The organism is Acinetobacter sp. XH1741 (genome assembly GCF_041021895.1).
Classification (GTDB): domain Bacteria; phylum Pseudomonadota; class Gammaproteobacteria; order Pseudomonadales; family Moraxellaceae; genus Acinetobacter.
The window spans coordinates 2,955,500-2,976,329 of sequence record NZ_CP157428.1 but is presented as its reverse complement, the minus strand read 5'-3'; the positions used below and the strand labels follow the sequence as shown (position 1 = coordinate 2,976,329).

Here is a 20,830-nt window from a genome sequence, read left to right as displayed (position 1 = left end):
TTACTTAAATAAAATTTAATTTCATACAGACTAATCTGTATAAAGTATTTTTACTTTGTTAACATTTTGTTAAAATATGATTAATTAAAGTAAATTTTGATTTGATTTATATGTTGAACTATAAAAAATTCAATAAAAGCGTCTTGTTTATCTGTTTATCAGTAATGGGGAGCTTAAGTTATGCAGCTGACTCGGGTGATCCTATTCGTCAGAGAATTCAGGCTGACCAAACCATCCGACAACAACAACGAGATAGCGCATTAGAAAAACAAATCCAGCCAGAGGTGAATGTAAATCTGGGGCAAGAAAAAAGTAAAATTTCGGCTCAGCAATTGCAATATTTACGCTCTAATAGTGAAACCCCTTGTTTTGAAATTAAGAAAATACTTTTAGAAGGCGAGGAAGCCCATCAATTCATTTCTACTTTTAATGTTATTACTGCAGGTAAGAACAATATTATTGGAAGATGTTTAGGGGTAAATGGACTAAACCAGGCACTTGATCTTGTTCAAAACAAAATTATAGCAAAAGGTTATGTGACCACACGTGTTTTGCTTCTCCAACAAAACATTGCCTCTGGTACAGTGCGTGTCCGTGTTATTCCAGGGCGAGTGGATCAGATTAAGTTTGCTGACGGTACCTCTAAACGCGCACATTTATGGAATGCTTTGCCGATGAAGTCGGGGGAGCTGTTAAATATTCGGGATATGGAACAAGGTTTAGAGAACTTTAAGCGAGTGCCGACGGTTGAAGCTGATTTTAAAATCCAGCCAGCAGAACAAAAAAAGGAGCCGGGCTATAGCGATGTGATTCTCGCTTGGCAACAGGCTAAACCTTATCGCTTACATATAGGGATTGATGATTCAGGGAGTGATGCGACAGGAAAATACCAAGGCACAGCGACTTTGTCACTTGATAATGTGCTGACTTTAAATGATCTGTTTTATATCAGCTATAACCATGATTTGGGTGGTGGAAACTCTGGTAAACATGGTACTGATGGCTTTTATGCAAGTTATACCATTCCATTTGATTACTGGTTGTTTTCAACCAGTTATAGTCGCTCTAATTATCTACAAACAGTCGCTGGAAGTAGTGAAACTTATCAATATAGCGGTAAAAGTGAACTCATTAATGCAGATTTATCACGGGTGATTTATCGGGATGCACACCGTAAAACAGCCCTAGGTTTTGGTGGTTGGTACCGTGAATCACAAAACTATATCAATGACGTAGAGGTTGAAGTACAGCGCCGTAAAACAGCAGGCTGGAAAGCAACTCTTGATCATACTGAATATTTTTCTAATGCCACTTTAAGCGGTAATGTGACTTATAAACGTGGTACAGGCTGGTTGAATGCCATGAGAGCCCCAGAAGAAGACTTTGGTGAAGCTTATACACATGTCGGGATTTTACAGGCCAATGCCAGTTTACAAGTACCTTTTAAAGTGGATCAGCAAAATCTGCAATATCTAGCAGAATGGCGTACTCAACACAGTAATCAACCTTTGACTCCTCAAGACAGATTTTCAATTGGAAACCGTTATACCGTAAGAGGTTTTGATGGTGAGCAAACTTTATTGGCCGATAATGGTTTTCTAGTTCGCAATGAACTGAGTGGCTCAATCATGAATAAACCACATTCTTGGTATGCGGGCATCGATTACGGAGAAGTTGGTGGAAAAACTGCCCATTATCCAAATCCTTTGCCGGGCACAAGTTTATTAGGCGCAGTTGTTGGATTACGTGGACAAATTGCCCCCTTACGTGTGAATTATGACGCTTTTGTCGGAGCGCCGTTGAAAAAGCCAGATCACTTCGAAACAGATGATTACACGACTGGATTTAGCGTGAACTGGACTTTCTAATCCATACTCTCCCAATTAAGTATTTATTTGATTACATAAAAAAATTTAGTGAGACTTTAAAGTGAATAAGAATTGTTATCGTATTATTTTTAGCCATGCTCGTGGGATGTTTATTGCGGTTGCCGAGATTGTAAAAAGCAAAACCAAGCAAGCAGGGCAAAGTCAGGGGGCAGGGGGAACAGATTCGACTACAGTCTCGGTTCTACCTATTCATTATAAGAAGTTAAATCCACTCAACTTTGCTGTGATTGGCTGTTTGGGAGCATTGGTGATTAGCTTACCAATGAGCAGCGTGGCAGATACTCAAATTATTGCAGATAAAGGTGCTCCTACGTCGCAGCAGCCGACAATTTTAACTAGTGCAAATGGGACGACTCAGGTCAATATTCAGACACCAAGCGCTGGTGGTGTTTCACGTAATACCTATACTCAGTTTGATGTTGGACAAGAAGGCGCTATTTTAAATAACTCACGAAATAACACCCAAACTCAATTAGGAGGCTGGGTGCAAGGTAACCCATGGCTTGCAAAAGGCGAAGCCAAAGTTATTTTGAATGAAGTGAATAGTAATAATCCAAGTCAACTCAAAGGCTATATTGAAGTTGCCGGAAAACAAGCACAAGTTGTTATTGCGAATCCATCTGGTTTGATATGTGATGGCTGTGGTGTGATTAATGCAGATCGCTTTACTTTAACTACGGGTCAAGCGGTGATGAATCAAGGTTATCTTGAATCATTCCGCGTCCGCGAAGGGCAGGTCACGATTGAAGGTAAAGGTTTAAATGGAAGTTTAACCCCTTATACAGATATTTATGCGCGTGCTTTAAAAGTGAATGCAGGCCTATATGCCAATGAACTCAATACGGTCCTTGGACAAAATGATATTCAAATTAAAGACCAAGTAGCTCCTCAAATCACGGCAACGACAGCAGCTACAACCACACCTCAGCCAAATTTTGCTTTAGATGTAGGCCAATTGGGTGGGATGTATGCTGGAAAGATCTTTTTGGTGGGAACAGAGCAAGGGCTAGGTGTACGTAACGCAGGTACGATAAATAGTATACAAAGCACACTTACGCTGAATGCTAATGGTGATCTGGTCAATAATGGTAACTTGATCGCGAATAAAGATCAGGTAGAGCTGAAAGCTCAAAATATTCAAAATACTGGCAATGTCAGTAGCGCAACTTCACAAATTTCTGTTGAGAGTCAAAATCTAGATAACTCTGGTTTAATCAGTAGTGCTGATGAGTTACATCTTAATCAGCAAAATAGTTTAAATAATAGTGGCACATTGAATGCTGCTCGAATTGCACTTGATACCGCAAACCTTAAAAATAGTGGCTCAATTGAACAAACAGGTTTGCAAGGACTTGATTTAAAGACGGGTTCAATCACCAACCTAGGTGGTAAAATTGGAGTTGCTAAGAGTAATACAAGTGGTGGTACAGCAGGAAATAGTTCTGGTAATACTGGAACAGTCCCGCCGGTTCCTGTTGATCCAGCACAGGATGGTGGAAGTCTGGGGGTTGTTGCACCAACGACTACAACACCAAAAACCTACGATACAGGTTTTATCCATGCAACGGGAATCTTTAATAATGATCAAGGTGCAGTGGTTGCCAATGGAGGCGTGGATTTAGACAGTGAAAATGGCCTAAATAACCAAGGTGGTCAATTAAATCTTGGGACGGTTGCGATTAAAGGAAATAGCTTTAATAATGATCAAGGGGAGTTCACTGTTAAAAGTGCCGAGATTCAAACTTCAAGTTTTAGTAACCAGCAAGGTCAGTTGGCATCGAATAGTATACTGAAAATTCAAAGCCAGAATGCCAATAACCAAAGTGGTAAAATCCAGTCAATTGGACAGCTCGATTTAGCTATAGGCGGTGAGTTAAATAATAGTAAGGGCTACGTTGCTAGTGGTGAAAATGTTCAGGTAAGTGCAGGCGATTTAAGCAACCAGTTTGGTGTGATTTATTCAGAAAACCAATCTGTAAATATCAAAGCCAACCAAGCGATTGATAATACAGAGGGGCTTATACAGGCAAAAACTGATTTAAATTTAAATAGCCAAGCGCTGAATAATACATCTGGGCAAATCATTGGCAATCAAATTCAACAGCAACATGGTACTGTCAATAATAGCCAAGGAGCTATAATTGCCAAGCAAAATTTAAACAGTACTGTTCAGCAATTTGACAATGATCAAGGGCAATTACAGGCAACAACTGTTCAGTTGCGCCATGATCAGCTTAAAAACACCGGTGGTATTTATGCGGATAAGGATTTAACGATTACAGGAAAAGATATTCAAAATTCCGGTTCTTTGGCGGCTGGGGAAAATGTAAAAATCACAAGCTCAGCATTAGAACATACACAGAATGGTTTAATTGCCGCGGGCCTAGATCGTGATGGCAAACTTGGTGATACTGGGGATCTTACGATCAATGTGGATCGGGCTGGTTTACATGGCCAAACATTCGCAGGTCAGCATATCCAGGTTAATGCGACTGGGACGATTGATGCAGCACAGGGACAATTACAATCGAAAACGATTGCATTGAACGCTGGTACAGATATTTCAACTCAGGCAGCGACAGTTGTTGCTCAAGACCAACTCAAACTGACTAGCCAGAATCTGATCAATAATCAGCAGGGACAGTTAAATAGTCAGGATATTATTCTTTCTGCTCAACAACTAGATAATAGCCAAGGGAAAATTCAGCATACAGGAAATAACGAATTTACTCTGAACTTTGTAAATGGTCTAAATAATAAATCAGGTGAAATTAGTAGTAATGCAGCTTTAATGCAGTTAAATACTTCTATTCTAAACAATGAAGCAGGCCAAATTATTCACTCTGGAAATCAGCAATTGAATATCAATAGTAATCAATTGCAGGGAGCCCAAGGTAAGATTCTAAGTAATGGACAATTATTGTTAGCTACAGAGCAAGCTATACTAGATGGTGCTATTACGTCAGCAGATCAAATTAATATTATCGCGTATAACTTGAGTCACCAAAAAGCGCAAATGATCCAACGCGGAACATTAAAACCGCTTACATTAGCCATTAGAGATCAAATCAATAACCAGTTAGGATTTATTCAAAGTCCAACAGCACTTTATATTACTGCGGGTAGCTTAAATAATCAGGGCGGTCAGTTAAGTTCTGCAGCGGATCATAATCTACAGCTTGATGTGGCGGGTTTACTCGATAACAGCCAATCAGGTCAAATTTATGCAGGTCTGAACAATAATATTCATGCTGGTTCTATCAATAACAGTATGGCTGGGAAAATATCTGCACAGAATGCTTTGACTTTAACAAGCTTAGGGCTCATCAATAACCAATCTGGAAAAATCATTGCAAATGCTGATGTTGGTATTTCTTCTCAAGGACTTAATAATGATGTAGGTGAAATTGGTTCAGTAGAAGGCAAATTAATACTGAATGCTGGTACAGGGGTATTGAGCAACCAGTCAGGCGCTTTACAGTCAGGTAAGGACATCAAGGCTCAGGCGGGCCAGTTAAAGACCCAGTCGGGCTTGATCAATGCCCAAGGTTCGATAGAGGCGACAGTTGGTCAGGACATAGATAACAGTTCAGGCCAGATCATTGCGAACAAGGCGATACAGCTAAGCAGTCAGGGTCTGACGAACAATGCAGGGCAGATAGGCAGTGTTGAAGGTACGGTTACTATTGATGCCGGTACAGGGGTATTAAGTAACCAGCAAGGCAAGCTCCAGTCTAGTCAGGATTTGACCTTAAAAGCGCAAGGGATTGATAACCAGTCAGGCCTGATTGCAACGCAAGCCAAACTGGATATGCAGCCAGAGTGGCTGAATAACAACAAGGGCCAGATTATTTCGGGTAGCGCGTTAACGTTTGTTGGGCAGGACCTTATCAATCAGGGTGGTTTACTGCAAAGTGGAGCAGATCTGAACTTTAAGCTGAGTGGCCTGTTTGATAATAGCCAGTCAGGGCAAGTGTACAGTGGCGGGAACACGGCTATTCAGGCGGGTTCGGTTAAAAATAATGATCAGGGCAAGATCAATGCACAGGGTGTATTGAACATTGATGCCGTACAAGGCATTAATAATGCCCAAGGCGTAATGGTTTCAACCCAGCAGATGGTGTTAAAGAGTCAGGGCTTACAAAATGGTGGCGGTCAGATCGGTACAGAACAAGGTGATTTACTGATTCAGACGGGTGGCTTATCCTTGAATAATGGTTCAGGTGCTATCCAGTCAGGGAAAACCCTGACGCTTGATGTGAACGGTTTAAATAACAGTGGCGTAATTAGTGCTCTGGATCGACTGACATTAAATAGTCAGGACGATGTGACGAATGACCACGGGAAGCTGTTGTCGAACAAACAACTAGAGGTAAGCAGCCAGAACTTAAGTAACCAGTCTGGTGTGATACAGACAGGTGAGCAGGCGGACCTAAATTTAACAGTTCGTGAAGCACTAAATAACCAGTCTGGACAAATTTATGGCGGTGCAAATGTTCAACTCAATGCAAGTTCGGTCAATAACAGCCAGCAAGGACAAATCAGTGCCCAAGATGCATTGAATATCATCAGTGCAGACCTGATTGATAACGAAGCTGGCAGCCTGGTTGCCAACCAGAACATTCGCTTGACGGGTCAGGGCTTAAATAACCGTCAAGGCCAGATCGGCAGTATTCAGGGTGGGTTATCTGTTGATGCAGGTAATCAGGCTGTGGTTAACCAGTCTGGACTATTACAGTCAAAAACAGATTTAAGTGTTAAGGCCTTGTCACTTGACAGCACGGCAGGCCAGATGACGTCGCAGGCGAAGATTGATCTACAAAGCCAGCAAGAAGTGAACAATACCCAAGGTGTGATTTCAGCAGATCAGGGGATTCAGGTGAATAGCCAGGGTCTCAATAATAATTCAGGCCAAATCAGCAGTGCCCAAGGCAATATTGTGCTGAATGCAGGCCAGGGGGTATTGAGTAATCAAACCGGCAAGGTCATTGCAGGCCAGAGCTTACAGCTTAATGCAGATCAGCTGGACAACAGTGTACAGGGACAAATTAACAGTCAGGACTGGTTAACAATCAGCACGGGCAAAGATATTAATAATGACAGAGGTGTGATTGCTGCAAACCAGCAAGTTAACTTAAATAGCCAAGGACTTAATAATACCCATGGTCAAATTGCAAGTCTCCATGATGTATTAAGCATCAACAGTGGTTCAGGCATTTTAGATAACCAGTCTGGGGTATTACAGGCTCAAGGCAATCTGCAGCTTATTGCTGAGCAGGTGAATAGCCAGTCAGGATTAATCAGTTCAGAAGAAGGGATTGAACTTCAATCACAACAGCTGGTGAACAACACAGCAGGACAGATCGTTGCCAATAATGCGGTACAGATCAAGAGTTCGGGGCTGAATAACAATCAGGGGCAGATCGCGAGTATCAAGGATCAGCTGGTTCTAAATGCTGGTACAGGGGTATTGAGCAACCAGTCAGGCGCTTTACAGTCAGGTAAGGATATCAAGGTTCAGGCGGGCCAGTTAAAGACCCAGTCGGGCTTGATCAATGCTCAGGGATCGATAGAGGCGACAGTTGGTCAGGACATAGATAACAGTTCAGGCCAGATCATTGCGAACAAGGCGATACAGCTAAGCAGTCAGGGTCTGACGAACAATGCAGGGCAGATAGGCAGTGTTGAAGGTACGGTTACTATTGATGCCGGTACAGGGGTATTAAGTAACCAGCAAGGCAAGCTCCAGTCTAGTCAGGATTTGACCTTAAAAGCGCAAGGGATTGATAACCAGTCAGGTCTGATTGCAACGCAGGCCAAGCTGGATATGCAGCCAGAGTGGCTGAATAACAACAAGGGCCAGATTATTTCGGGTAGCGCGTTAACGTTTGTTGGGCAGGACCTTATCAATCAGGGTGGTTTACTGCAAAGTGGAGCAGATCTGAACTTTAAGCTGAGTGGCCTGTTTGATAATAGCCAGTCAGGGCAAGTGTACAGTGGCGGGAACACGGCTATTCAGGCGGGTTCGGTTAAAAATAATGATCAGGGCAAGATCAATGCACAGGGTGTATTGAACATTGATGCCGTACAAGGCATTAATAATGCCCAAGGCGTAATGGCTTCAACACAACAGATGGTGTTAAAGAGTCAGGGCTTACAAAATGGTGGCGGTCAGATCGGTACAGAACAAGGTGATTTACTGATTCAGACGGGTGGCTTATCCTTGAATAATGGTTCAGGTGCTATCCAGTCAGGGAAAACCCTGACGCTTGATGTGAACGGTTTAAATAACAGTGGCGTAATTAGTGCTCTGGATCGACTGACATTAAATAGTCAGGGCGATATGAGTAATGACCATGGGAAGCTGTTATCGAACAAGCAACTTGATGTGAGCAGCCAGAACTTGAGTAACCAGTCTGGTGTGATGCAGTCTGGAGCAGGCTCGGACTTGGATGTTGTGGTCAATGGTACCTTGGATAATAGCCATGCTGGCAGCATTCAAAGTGGTGCAGCCTTGAATCTGCAAGTCAATGCTTTAACAAACAGCCAGCAAGGACAAATCAGTGCCCAAGATGCATTGAATATCATCAGTGCAGGTTTGATTAATAACGAGGCTGGCAGCCTGGTTGCCAACCAGAACATTCGCTTGACGGGTCAGGGCTTAAATAACCGTCAAGGCCAGATCGGCAGTATTCAGGGTGGCTTATCTATTGATGCAGGTAATCAGGCTGTGGTTAACCAGTCTGGATTATTACAGTCAAAAACAGATTTAAGTGTTAAGGCCTTGTCACTCGACAGCACGGCAGGCCAGATGGCGTCGCAGGCGAAGATTGATCTACAAAGCCAGCAAGAAGTGAATAATACCCAAGGGGTGATTTCTGCAGATCAGGGGATTCAGGTGAATAGCCAGGGTCTCAATAACAACTCGGGTCAGATCAGCAGTGCCCAAGGCAATATTGTGCTGAATGCAGGCCAGGGGGTATTGAGTAATCAAACCGGCAAGGTCATTGCAGGCCAGAGCTTACAGCTTAATGCAGATCAGCTGGACAACAGTGTACAGGGACAAATTAACAGTCAGGACTGGTTAACAATCAGCACGGGCAAAGATATTAATAATGACAGAGGTGTGATTGCTGCAAACCAGCAAGTTAACTTAAATAGCCAAGGACTTAATAATACCCATGGTCAAATTGCAAGTCTCCATGATGTATTAAGCATCAACAGTGGTTCAGGCATTTTAGATAACCAGTCTGGGGTATTACAGGCTCAAGGCAATCTGCAGCTTATTGCTGAGCAGGTGAATAGCCAGTCAGGATTAATCAGTTCAGAAGATGGAATTGATCTTCAATCGCGTCAGCTGGTGAACAATACAGCAGGACAGATCGTTGCCAATAATGCGGTACAGATCAAGAGTTCGGGGCTGAATAACAATCAGGGGCAGATCGCGAGTATCAAGGATCAGCTGGTTCTAAATGCTGGTACAGGGGTATTGAGCAACCAGTCAGGCGCTTTACAGTCAGGTAAGGATATCAAGGTTCAGGCGGGCCAGTTAAAGACCCAGTCGGGCTTGATCAATGCTCAGGGATCGATAGAGGCGACAGTTGGTCAGGACATAGATAACAGTTCAGGCCAGATCATTGCGAACAAGGCGATACAGCTAAGCAGTCAGGGTCTGACGAACAATGCAGGGCAGATAGGCAGTGTTGAAGGTACGGTTACTATTGATGCCGGTACAGGGGTATTAAGTAACCAGCAAGGCAAGCTCCAGTCTAGTCAGGATTTGACCTTAAAAGCGCAAGGGATTGATAACCAGTCAGGTCTGATTGCAACGCAGGCCAAGCTGGATATGCAGCCAGAGTGGCTGAATAACAACAAGGGCCAGATTATTTCGGGTAGCGCGTTAACGTTTGTTGGGCAGGACCTTATCAATCAGGGTGGTTTACTGCAAAGTGGAGCAGATCTGAACTTTAAGCTGAGTGGCCTGTTTGATAATAGCCAGTCAGGGCAAGTGTACAGTGGCGGGAACACGGCTATTCAGGCGGGTTCGGTTAAAAATAATGATCAGGGCAAGATCAATGCACAGGGTGTATTGAACATTGATGCCGTACAAGGCATTAATAATGCCCAAGGCGTAATGGCTTCAACACAACAGATGGTGTTAAAGAGTCAGGGCTTACAAAATGGTGGCGGTCAGATCGGTACAGAACAAGGTGATTTACTGATTCAGACGGGTGGCTTATCCTTGAATAATGGTTCAGGTGCTATCCAGTCAGGGAAAACCCTGACGCTTGATGTGAACGGTTTAAATAACAGTGGCGTAATTAGTGCTCTGGATCGACTGACATTAAATAGTCAGGGCGATATGAGTAATGACCATGGGAAGCTGTTATCGAACAAGCAACTTGATGTGAGCAGCCAGAACTTGAGTAACCAGTCTGGTGTGATGCAGTCTGGAGCAGGCTCGGACTTGGATGTTGTGGTCAATGGTACCTTGGATAATAGCCATGCTGGCAGCATTCAAAGTGGTGCAGCCTTGAATCTGCAAGTCAATGCTTTAACAAACAGCCAGCAAGGACAAATCAGTGCCCAAGATGCATTGAATATCATCAGTGCAGGTTTGATTAATAACGAGGCTGGCAGCCTGGTTGCCAACCAGAACATTCGCTTGACGGGTCAGGGCTTAAATAACCGTCAAGGCCAGATCGGCAGTATTCAGGGTGGCTTATCTATTGATGCAGGTAATCAGGCTGTGGTTAACCAGTCTGGATTATTACAGTCAAAAACAGATTTAAGTGTTAAGGCCTTGTCACTCGACAGCACGGCAGGCCAGATGGCGTCGCAGGCGAAGATTGATCTACAAAGCCAGCAAGAAGTGAATAATACCCAAGGGGTGATTTCTGCAGATCAGGGGATTCAGGTGAATAGCCAGGGTCTCAATAACAACTCGGGTCAGATCAGCAGTGCCCAAGGCAATATTGTGCTGAATGCAGGCCAGGGGGTATTGAGTAATCAAACCGGCAAGGTCATTGCAGGCCAGAGCTTACAGCTTAATGCAGATCAGCTGGACAACAGTGTACAGGGACAAATTAACAGTCAGGACTGGTTAACAATCAGCACGGGCAAAGATATTAATAATGACAGAGGTGTGATTGCTGCAAACCAGCAAGTTAACTTAAATAGCCAAGGACTTAATAATACCCATGGTCAAATTGCAAGTCTCCATGATGTATTAAGCATCAACAGTGGTTCAGGCATTTTAGATAACCAGTCTGGGGTATTACAGGCTCAAGGCAATCTGCAGCTTATTGCTGAGCAGGTGAATAGCCAGTCAGGATTAATCAGTTCAGAAGATGGAATTGATCTTCAATCGCGTCAGCTGGTGAACAATACAGCAGGACAGATCGTTGCCAATAATGCGGTACAGATCAAGAGTTCGGGGCTGAATAACAATCAGGGGCAGATCGCGAGTATCAAGGATCAGCTGGTTCTAAATGCTGGTACAGGGGTATTGAGCAACCAGTCAGGCGCTTTACAGTCAGGTAAGGACATCAAGGTTCAGGCGGGCCAGTTAAAGACCCAGTCGGGCTTGATCAATGCTCAGGGATCGATAGAGGCGACAGTTGGTCAGGACATAGATAACAGTTCAGGCCAGATCATTGCGAACAAGGCGGTACAGCTAAGCAGTCAGGGTCTGACGAACAATGCAGGGCAGATAGGAAGTGTTGAAGGTACGGTTACTATTGATGCTGGTACAGGGGTATTAAGTAACCAGCAAGGCAAGCTCCAGTCTACTCAGGATTTGACCTTAAAAGCGCAAGGGATTGATAACCAGTCAGGCCTGATTGCAACGCAAGCCAAACTGGATATGCAGCCACAGTGGCTGAATAACAGCAAGGGCCAGATTATTTCGGGTAGCGCCTTAACGTTTGTTGGGCAGGACCTTATCAATCAGGGTGGTTTACTGCAAAGTGGAGCGGATCTGAACTTTAAGCTGAGTGGACTGTTTGATAATAGCCAGTCAGGGCAAGTGTACAGTGGTGGGAATACCGGATACAGGCGGGTTTGGTTAAAAATAATGATCAGGGCAAGATCAATGCACAGGGTGTATTGAATATTGATGCTGTACAGGCGATTGATAACAAATCAGGGATTATGGTTGCTAATCAGGATGTTGGAATGCATAGCCAAGGCCTGAACAATAGTCAGGGTCAAATTGGTAGTGCTCATGGCTTATTGAAGATCGACGTCGGTCAAAAGCAACTCCTTAACCAGTCAGGTTCTTTACAGGCAGGAACTGATCTAAATATCACTAGTGGTGATTTAAATAATAACTCGGGCAGTATAGTTGCGCTGAGTAATAACACAATTACAAGTACTGGGGACATTAGTAATCAGTCTGGACAAATTGCATCAAATGGTCATCTTGTAGTTATAGGTCAGAACTTGAGTAACCAGTCTGGTGTAATGCAGTCTGGAGCAGGCTCGGACTTGGATGTTGTAGTCAATGGTACCTTAGACAATAGCCATGCTGGCAGTATTCAAAGTGGTGCAGCCTTGAATCTGCAAGTCAATGCTTTAACAAACAGCCAGCAAGGACAAATCAGTGCCCAAGATGCATTGAATATCATCAGTGCAGACCTGATTGATAACGAAGCTGGCAGCCTGGTTGCCAACCAGAACATTCGCTTGACGGGTCAGGGCTTAAATAACCGTCAAGGCCAGATCGGCAGTATTCAGGGTGGGTTATCTGTTGATGCAGGTAATCAGGCTGTGGTTAACCAGTCTGGACTATTACAGTCAAAAACAGATTTAAGTGTTAAGGCCTTGTCACTTGACAGCACGGCAGGCCAGATAACTTCACAGGCGAAGATTGATCTGCAAAGCCAGCAAGAAGTGAATAATACCCAAGGTGTGATTTCAGCAGATCAGGGGATTCAGGTGAATAGCCAGGGTCTCAATAATAATTCAGGCCAAATCACCAGTGCCCAAGGCAATATTGTGCTGAATGCAGGCCAGGGGGTATTGAGTAATCAAACCGGCAAGGTCATTGCAGGCCAGAGCTTACAGCTTAATGCAGATCAGCTGGACAACAGTGTACAGGGACAAATTAACAGTCAGGACTGGTTAACAATCAGCACGGGCAAAGATATTAATAATGACAGAGGTGTGATTGCTGCAAACCAGCAAGTTAACTTAAATAGCCAAGGACTTAATAATACCCATGGTCAAATTGCAAGTCTCCATGATGTATTAAGCATCAACAGTGGTTCAGGCATTTTAGATAACCAGTCTGGGGTATTACAGGCTCAAGGCAATCTGCAGCTTATTGCTGAGCAGGTGAATAGCCAGTCAGGATTAATCAGTTCAGAAGAAGGGATTGAACTTCAATCACAACAGCTGGTGAACAACACAGCAGGACAGATCGTTGCCAATAATGCGGTACAGATCAAGAGTTCGGGGCTGAATAACAATCAGGGGCAGATCGCGAGTATCAAGGATCAGCTGGTTCTAAATGCTGGTACAGGGGTATTGAGCAACCAGTCAGGCGCTTTACAGTCAGGTAAGGACATCAAGGTTCAGGCGGGCCAGTTAAAGACCCAGTCGGGCTTGATCAATGCCCAAGGTTCGATAGAGGCGACAGTTGGTCAGGACATAGATAACAGTTCAGGCCAGATCATTGCGAACAAGGCGATACAGCTAAGCAGTCAGGGTCTGACGAACAATGCAGGGCAGATAGGCAGTGTTGAAGGTACGGTTACTATTGATGCCGGTACAGGGGTATTAAGTAACCAGCAAGGCAAGCTCCAGTCTAGTCAGGATTTGACCTTAAAAGCGCAAGGGATTGATAACCAGTCAGGTCTGATTGCAACGCAGGCCAAGCTGGATATGCAGCCAGAGTGGCTGAATAACAACAAGGGCCAGATTATTTCGGGTAGCGCGTTAACGTTTGTTGGGCAGGACCTTATCAATCAGGGTGGTTTACTGCAAAGTGGAGCAGATCTGAACTTTAAGCTGAGTGGCCTGTTTGATAATAGCCAGTCAGGGCAAGTGTACAGTGGCGGGAACACGGCTATTCAGGCGGGTTCGGTTAAAAATAATGATCAGGGCAAGATCAATGCACAGGGTGTATTGAACATTGATGCCGTACAAGGCATTAATAATGCCCAAGGCGTAATGGTTTCAACCCAGCAGATGGTGTTAAAGAGTCAGGGCTTACAAAATGGTGGCGGTCAGATCGGTACAGAACAAGGTGATTTACTGATTCAGACGGGTGGCTTATCCTTGAATAATGGTTCAGGTGCTATCCAGTCAGGGAAAACCCTGACGCTTGATGTGAACGGTTTAAATAACAGTGGCGTAATTAGTGCTCTGGATCGACTGACATTAAATAGTCAGGACGATGTGACGAATGACCACGGGAAGCTGTTGTCGAACAAACAACTAGAGGTAAGCAGCCAGAACTTAAGTAACCAGTCTGGTGTGATACAGACAGGTGAGCAGGCGGACCTAAATTTAACAGTTCGTGAAGCACTAAATAACCAGTCTGGACAAATTTATGGCGGTGCAAATGTTCAACTCAATGCAAGTTCGGTCAATAACAGCCAGCAAGGACAAATCAGTGCCCAAGATGCATTGAATATCATCAGTGCAGACCTGATTGATAACGAAGCTGGCAGCCTGGTTGCCAACCAGAACATTCGCTTGACGGGTCAGGGCTTAAATAACCGTCAAGGCCAGATCGGCAGTATTCAGGGTGGGTTATCTGTTGATGCAGGTAATCAGGCTGTGGTTAACCAGTCTGGACTATTACAGTCAAAAACAGATTTAAGTGTTAAGGCCTTGTCACTTGACAGCACGGCAGGCCAGATGACGTCGCAGGCGAAGATTGATCTACAAAGCCAGCAAGAAGTGAACAATACCCAAGGTGTGATTTCAGCAGATCAGGGGATTCAGGTGAATAGCCAGGGTCTCAATAACCAGAAAGGTCAAATTGGAACACAAGGGCATTTGACTCTGCAGGTGGGGAATTTAATTTTAAACAACCAAGCTGGATTATTACAGGCAGGTCAAGACCTCATTATAGATGCGGCATCAATTGATAATTCACTATCTGGGAAGATCAGTGCTCAAGGTCAGGCTACATTACAAACTACAGGTCTTTTAAATAATCAGACTGGGGCAATTACAGCTAATCAGGACATTACTTTAACAAGCCATGGTTTAAATAATACCCAAGGCCAAATTGGTAGCGTCGCGGGAAGCCTGAATCTGGAGATGGGGGATCAGGTTCTAAATAATCAATCTGGGTCTTTGCTTTCTGGTCAGCATATTAATATTCATGCTTCAGGACTAAATAATAATCAAGGACAGATTATTGCTCGGCAAATTTTAGATATTGATACCGAGTTACAAGAATTGAATAATAAACAAGGTCTAATCAGTGCTGATACCGCGAATATTCGTTCTGGTACCTTAAATAATGATCAAGGGCTTATTCAAACGAATAATGTTCTAAGTATTGATACACAAAGTCACGATTTAATTAATACTCATAGTGGCAGCCAAGGTGGACTACTAAGTCATTGAAGACCAAATAGTAAATTTGATTTAAGATTTAAGATTATTAGACATTTTTAAAGAGAAATGGACACATTTTAAAATCACACTTACTAATAGTAGGAAATTTAGTACGGAATTTGGTTATATTCCAAGAGAAGACAGTTGGGTAAATTTGTATATGAAGGCAGTTAGTGATTTGAAAGAAGAAGAATTAGATGAATATAATATACCTCATGATGAGTGGGAGAAACGAGTAACGTTGAAAGAGCAAAATAAAAAATAGATTTATGAATCTTAATATTCAATATTTAAAAAGCCTATCAATATTGATAGACTTTTTATTGAATTAGAAATACTTGGAGAAAATAAAAATGAGTGAACTAAAGTTGTTCACTTTTTTTTGTGCAGGATATCAAGAGATAAATACACCGATTATAGAAGTTATAATTGACAGATCGTTGAATTTTATTGGTGATATTACTGAATATATTGGTCAGCATGTTTATAAGGATTATCCATATGATAATCCTATATTTTCCGGCAATAAATATTATTTTGGTGGTACTAGTGCAGATGCATTTTTTGACTGTTTAACTGATTATTTGAATTTAAGAAATAAGAATGTAATGTTGTGCTTAAAGATATTGAGTAAAAGTGAAGGAGTAACAGATAAAGAACTTTTTTTATTTTTAAATGCTATAGCAATTGCTATGCTTTCTTATGATTATGACTCAAGGCTAAAAGTTTATATTTCAAAAGAGATATTAGATATCTATTTAAAGGAATCAAAAAGATTGCTTGATTTAGATACACATGATGATGATTTTGTTATTTATTAGAATTTTAATAAATAATAAAATTTTAATAAATAAAGACCTATCAATACTAGATAGGTCTTTTATGTGATTAGAGAAAAATATGTGAAAAAATTGATTAAGTTGATGCCAGATTATCAATGTTATCCCTTATGAGAATATGATGAATTTGGCTTAGTAGCTAATTTAAATCCAAAAGATTTTCCAATATCAGAAATACTAATAGATAAGCTTGTCTTATGGTCTGATATGTATGATGAAACTTTATGTTTAGATGAATCTATTAATTTTGTCTTTAAATCGATTCAGGATGAGAGGAAATTCAAACTATTAGAAAGTGAATTATTCGATCTTTTAAGAGAAGAGTTAACTGGTCAGTATAAGATATCTATGAACTCTCAGATTTCTTCAGAGAAGAAATTACTATAAAATTAATGTAAGTATTTAATATTTTGTAAATTTTAACGTAAAATAGTAAAATTATCTAGACTTCGATTGGTAGAAGTAAATGGAAAATAAATGGGATCAAGTAGATTCTTATATTTTTTTAAAAAATTTGATTAAATGTAATTTGCAGACGGAAGAAAATTTAGGAATAGACAATGATACTTATCTGAAATTACCTAAAGTAATAATGCAAGAAGATAAATCTGAGTTAATAGATTTATCTTATATTGATTTAAGTAGTCTAAACTTTGGAAAAGTATGGATGGGACATTATTTGGCTCATGCAAATTTATCCTATTCAAATTTTTTTAGAACTCACTTTCATCATGCTATAGCAATTAATACTAATTTTACGGGATCATTTTTTGAAAGAGTACAATTTATACCATTCTTTGCTCCTAATTCAAATTTTGAAAACTGTTATTTTAAAGATTGTTTAGCTTTTGGGAATGGTGGAAACCCAAGAAATAGTGGGGCTTATAATAACTTTAACTATTGCAACTTTAAAAAAACTAAGATGATTGGTTGTGATTTTTCAAAATCTAGTTTTCAAAATTCTAGTTTTGAAAATGCAGACATAATAGATTCAAGATTTGAAGGAGCAATATTTTTAAATGCTAATTTAAAAAATGCTCTATTTAATAACTGTTCTTTTTCTAGCTTGGAATATAATGGGGTAAATGACTTTATAACAAATGTGGATTTCTCTTGTTCTGATGGTGTTAAGTTTATTAATTGTGATTTTAAGGGGATATCAAGGGGAGAAAAATAGTTTGAGTTAAAATCAAATGGAATTTTGCCTGACATGTGGTAATAAGTGTAATCAAGATATCTACTTAAATGAAGCAAATAAATCAAATTCGCATTGAGGTAATAAACAGTGATATCTAAAGAGAAATTAATAGAGTTATTGACAAATAATTATTCTAAGCTTTTTAGTATTAATCCTATTCTAGTTGACGAAATAATTGAGGAATACAATCTTCCAATAAGGTCGGATCAGAGAAGTTTTTATATTAGATATGGTAATAGTGTAGCTCTGTTGACGAGTATATTTTCTGATTGTACTTTTGATAGATTTAAGAGGTATTATACAAAGCAATTCCCATTTGATGAAATAACTGATGAAGAAATTGTTCCAAAAGGAACATGTTATTTCGGACAGGATTTTGATGACGAATTTTTATGTATTGAAAATTCAACAGGAAGTATCTATGTATATGCTTTTCAAGAGAAGGAAGCAGAACATTACTATGAAAATATAGAAAGTTTTTTACTATATTGTTTTTTAAAAAACCATCAGATTGAAAATTATTTTGATATTGTTGAAATCAATCAAAATAATTTTGACTATAACCAATTTAAAAAAAGTAATGAAGGATTTAAAATTGATGGTCTTAAATGCAAAAATTGCATTTACTATTTTAATGATCAGACAATTATAGAGTTAAATGAAAAAACTCAAAGATATAGTATATATAAAGGTGGAATATTAGAAGAAATTAATTAATCAAAATTTTGCTTAAGCCAATGTTCGCATAAGACGAATTATTGGCTTATTTTGATGACACAACTGATAAGCACATAAAGATGTATAATCCACGCTAAATAACCTGCGCACTTCGAGCTTTGCTTATGACCAAATGGTATGTTTCTTTGATTAAGCTAAAAATAGATTTTCTATTTTATTTCGCTCTTTTAATGGCTGCAAAAGCTGCGTATGACAAGAGTATGCGATAACTAAAACACTGACAGTGCTAGTGGGAATATTATGTCAAAAGCAAATGCTATCGATAAAGGGTTAGATTATGTGACACTTCAATAAAGTTATCTAGCTGAATTTGTAAATTGAATCAGTTCATCATACTGAATATATAGCCTATTTGCAGGTTAGATAAACTGTTAGCCTAATAAAGTTTTTTAAAGTGGAGCGGAAATTGAGTAGAAAAAAATTATATAGCCTTTTTGGTGCTGAAGATTATGAATGTAGTAATGAGTTAGTTTTAAAAGTTGATAGTACACTAAAAACAATTTATGAAATTTATTCCTATTTTGGTAAGGAAATATATAATAAATACCATTATATAAATACTATTTTAACTGAAAATACATCTTATTTTGGTGCAAGTCCAGATGGTTTTTCAGATTGTTTAACTGAATTTTTGGATCAGTTAATTAATAGTGATTCACTGAGAATTGAAGTAATAAACAAAGGAGAGGATGTTTCTAATAATGAGATTTATATATTTTTGTATATTCTATCTAGCAATATCATGAATTATAATTATGAATCAAAATTAAGAGTGTTTGTTTCAAAGGAAATATTGGATATCTATTTAAAGGAATCAAAAAGATTGCTTGATTTAAACTCAGAACCTGAGGATTTTGTGATTCATTAAATTCCATCTATATAATTAAATATATATAATATATTTAAATGCCAACCTTATTTCTTTTTAAGTTGTAAAGTACATAAATTATGAAAGTTTTTATATGTTATATTCCTATAGAAAGCTTTAAAAAGGCATTCACTGGCGAAATAGTAATACTTAGGAATTATAAATAGTGTTAGAAGTTCAAGTTAAATTTGAAAATAATTTATACACAGAGATGATGCTAGAAACTAAACGTGTTCCATGTTTATGTCGAATTTCAGACAAATTTTATATTGATTTCTTAGAATCTATTCCATCAGTAACAGGTCAAGTTATAAATTGGAAATTAGAAGATATTGATAAACGAGTACCTGCAGCAGCGGGTGGAGAATATTTGCATCATAAATATGGCCTCATTACTCTTGTACATATTCGAGAGAATATTTATGTAATAGAAACTTTGGAAATGTTTGCTAGAGGAATTGGTTGGGTACAAATAATAGATCATAGAGAATATGCAGCTATACCTAAAGTAGAAGAGCCAGATTGGTTGAAAGATTTATGACCTAAGTCGAATAGAAGATTTTAATAAATTCTTTACATGTGAAAGTATTATTCTGCGGAATTATAAATAATTGTTTATTTTAGATCTTAAACTTCCAAATAATTTACATTCTGAAATGATGTTGGAGTGTGAAAATATTCCGTGTTTGGTGAGGATAAATAGTATATTTAATATTGATTTTTTGAGACTGTTCCTCATATATCTGGACAAGTTTTAGAATGGTCATGGAGTGAATTAAATAAAAGAGTGCCTGCTGGCTCTGGAGGTGAATATATGTACTATAAACGTAGTTTAATTACATTAGAAAAAATTGATAAAGATCATTTCAAGATTTTAGATTTAAGTATGTTTTTAAATGGTATAGGCTGGTGTAAAGTTATTGAAAACTCTATATATGCGGAACCAAATCCTAATTTGTGGGATCCGGATCCTGATGAATATTAAAGCTATGGATAAAACATGAATTCAATAAATCGCAGTAGTAAGTTCTTTCTTGCAGTTTTTCTGATGATGAGTCTTTCAAATGCATATGCAGCAAAGACACAGGTTGAAGAGGTTGATGCAATGGAAGCTGCTGGAGCAGAAGTGGCAGAAGCGGGTGGAGCTGATGTTAGTGGAGTAGAGGTTGAATGTGGTGCTGATGGAGCTTGTTATGGTGTAACTTCTGTAGCTCCCGTTTCTGATGATGAAAGGTACGGTGGTATTGAACAGGAATATGTTGTAAAAGGCTGTAAAGTAACGGTCTACAATGATGGGCCAGTGAAAATGGTCGATGTAAAGACGGATCAGCCATGTGATGCTCCACTTCCTAAAGGTCATAAATTCTCTAAAAAGAACCATTAATTATTTTGTGTAGCATCTTTAAACAGGTGCTATTGAGATGAATTTACCAAGCCTCAAGCCAACTACGAGTAAGAGGCTTATTTTTCATATTCATTTTAATTAGGTACTGCATAAATTAGCTCTATCTGTTTATTGCTGAACTCAATTATTTTTAAAAAATCTATAGAAATAACAACCTCTCACTTTACCCGTAGATTTTGTAGTTCATCTTAAAACCCACTGATTTATCAAATACTTTGACTGATTTATTTTAAAACAGTTGTCACTTTTTGTGCTTGACGACAAATAGAGTGACTATTATCCTTTGCATGCTGGCCTATATTGCCAGTCGGTTTT

At 39.8% G+C, this 20,830-nt stretch carries 10 protein-coding genes; all 10 read left to right on the top strand.

Annotation, left to right across the window (positions count from 1 at the left end; translation table 11 throughout):
• The first annotated feature begins 110 nt into the window (after nucleotides 1–110).
• The 10 genes from ABLB96_RS14180 to ABLB96_RS14135 all read left to right on the top strand — a co-directional run bounded on the left by ABLB96_RS14180 (nucleotide 111) and on the right by ABLB96_RS14135 (nucleotide 20,494).
• Nucleotides 111–1,868: a ShlB/FhaC/HecB family hemolysin secretion/activation protein gene (locus ABLB96_RS14180; RefSeq protein WP_348896403.1), complete on the top strand. Its 1,758-nt coding sequence runs from the start codon at nucleotides 111–113 to the stop codon at nucleotides 1,866–1,868.
• Nucleotides 1,869–1,929: 61 nt separating this feature from the next.
• Nucleotides 1,930–12,000, top strand: a complete 10,071-nt coding sequence (locus tag ABLB96_RS14175; protein ID WP_369029514.1) for a filamentous hemagglutinin N-terminal domain-containing protein — start codon at nucleotides 1,930–1,932, stop codon at nucleotides 11,998–12,000.
• Entirely contained in the window at nucleotides 11,952–15,476 is a 3,525-nt protein-coding gene (locus ABLB96_RS14170; RefSeq protein ID WP_369029512.1) for a beta strand repeat-containing protein, read from the top strand. The genes ABLB96_RS14175 and ABLB96_RS14170 overlap by 49 nt, the downstream gene beginning before the upstream one ends.
• Before the next feature lie 344 nt (nucleotides 15,477–15,820).
• Nucleotides 15,821–16,288 (top strand): hypothetical protein, encoded by a 468-nt coding sequence (locus tag ABLB96_RS14165; protein WP_348896839.1) that lies wholly within the window; start codon nucleotides 15,821–15,823, stop codon nucleotides 16,286–16,288.
• A 484-nt stretch (nucleotides 16,289–16,772) separates the two neighbouring features.
• A complete protein-coding gene (locus ABLB96_RS14160; RefSeq protein ID WP_348896838.1) occupies nucleotides 16,773–17,483 on the top strand; it encodes a pentapeptide repeat-containing protein in 711 nt (236 codons plus the stop codon).
• A 108-nt stretch (nucleotides 17,484–17,591) separates the two neighbouring features.
• Complete coding sequence (locus tag ABLB96_RS14155; protein WP_311087316.1) at nucleotides 17,592–18,221, top strand: hypothetical protein; 630 nt, start codon at nucleotides 17,592–17,594, stop codon at nucleotides 18,219–18,221.
• 427 nt (nucleotides 18,222–18,648) lie between these two features.
• Nucleotides 18,649–19,110 carry a hypothetical protein gene (locus ABLB96_RS14150; RefSeq protein WP_348896837.1) on the top strand — a complete coding sequence of 154 codons (462 nt, stop codon included), beginning with the start codon at nucleotides 18,649–18,651 and terminating at the stop codon, nucleotides 19,108–19,110.
• Between the two features lie 166 nt (nucleotides 19,111–19,276).
• Nucleotides 19,277–19,651 (top strand): hypothetical protein, encoded by a 375-nt coding sequence (locus ABLB96_RS14145; RefSeq protein WP_151740398.1) that lies wholly within the window; start codon nucleotides 19,277–19,279, stop codon nucleotides 19,649–19,651.
• A gap of 273 nt (nucleotides 19,652–19,924) precedes the next feature.
• Nucleotides 19,925–20,095 (top strand): hypothetical protein, encoded by a 171-nt coding sequence (locus ABLB96_RS14140; RefSeq protein ID WP_311087319.1) that lies wholly within the window; start codon nucleotides 19,925–19,927, stop codon nucleotides 20,093–20,095.
• A 15-nt stretch (nucleotides 20,096–20,110) separates the two neighbouring features.
• Complete coding sequence (locus tag ABLB96_RS14135) at nucleotides 20,111–20,494, top strand: hypothetical protein (protein WP_348896836.1); 384 nt, start codon at nucleotides 20,111–20,113, stop codon at nucleotides 20,492–20,494.
• Nucleotides 20,495–20,830 lie beyond the last annotated feature (336 nt).

Coding starts and splice junctions, on each gene's coding strand:
- ABLB96_RS14165 (WP_348896839.1), top strand. CDS start 15,821: ATGAGTGAACTAAAGTTGTTCACTTTTTTTTGTGCAGGATATCAAGAG.
- ABLB96_RS14135 (WP_348896836.1), top strand. CDS start 20,111: ATGAATTCAATAAATCGCAGTAGTAAGTTCTTTCTTGCAGTTTTTCTG.
- ABLB96_RS14180 (WP_348896403.1), top strand. CDS start 111: ATGTTGAACTATAAAAAATTCAATAAAAGCGTCTTGTTTATCTGTTTA.
- ABLB96_RS14140 (WP_311087319.1), top strand. CDS start 19,925: ATGTACTATAAACGTAGTTTAATTACATTAGAAAAAATTGATAAAGAT.
- ABLB96_RS14160 (WP_348896838.1), top strand. CDS start 16,773: ATGGAAAATAAATGGGATCAAGTAGATTCTTATATTTTTTTAAAAAAT.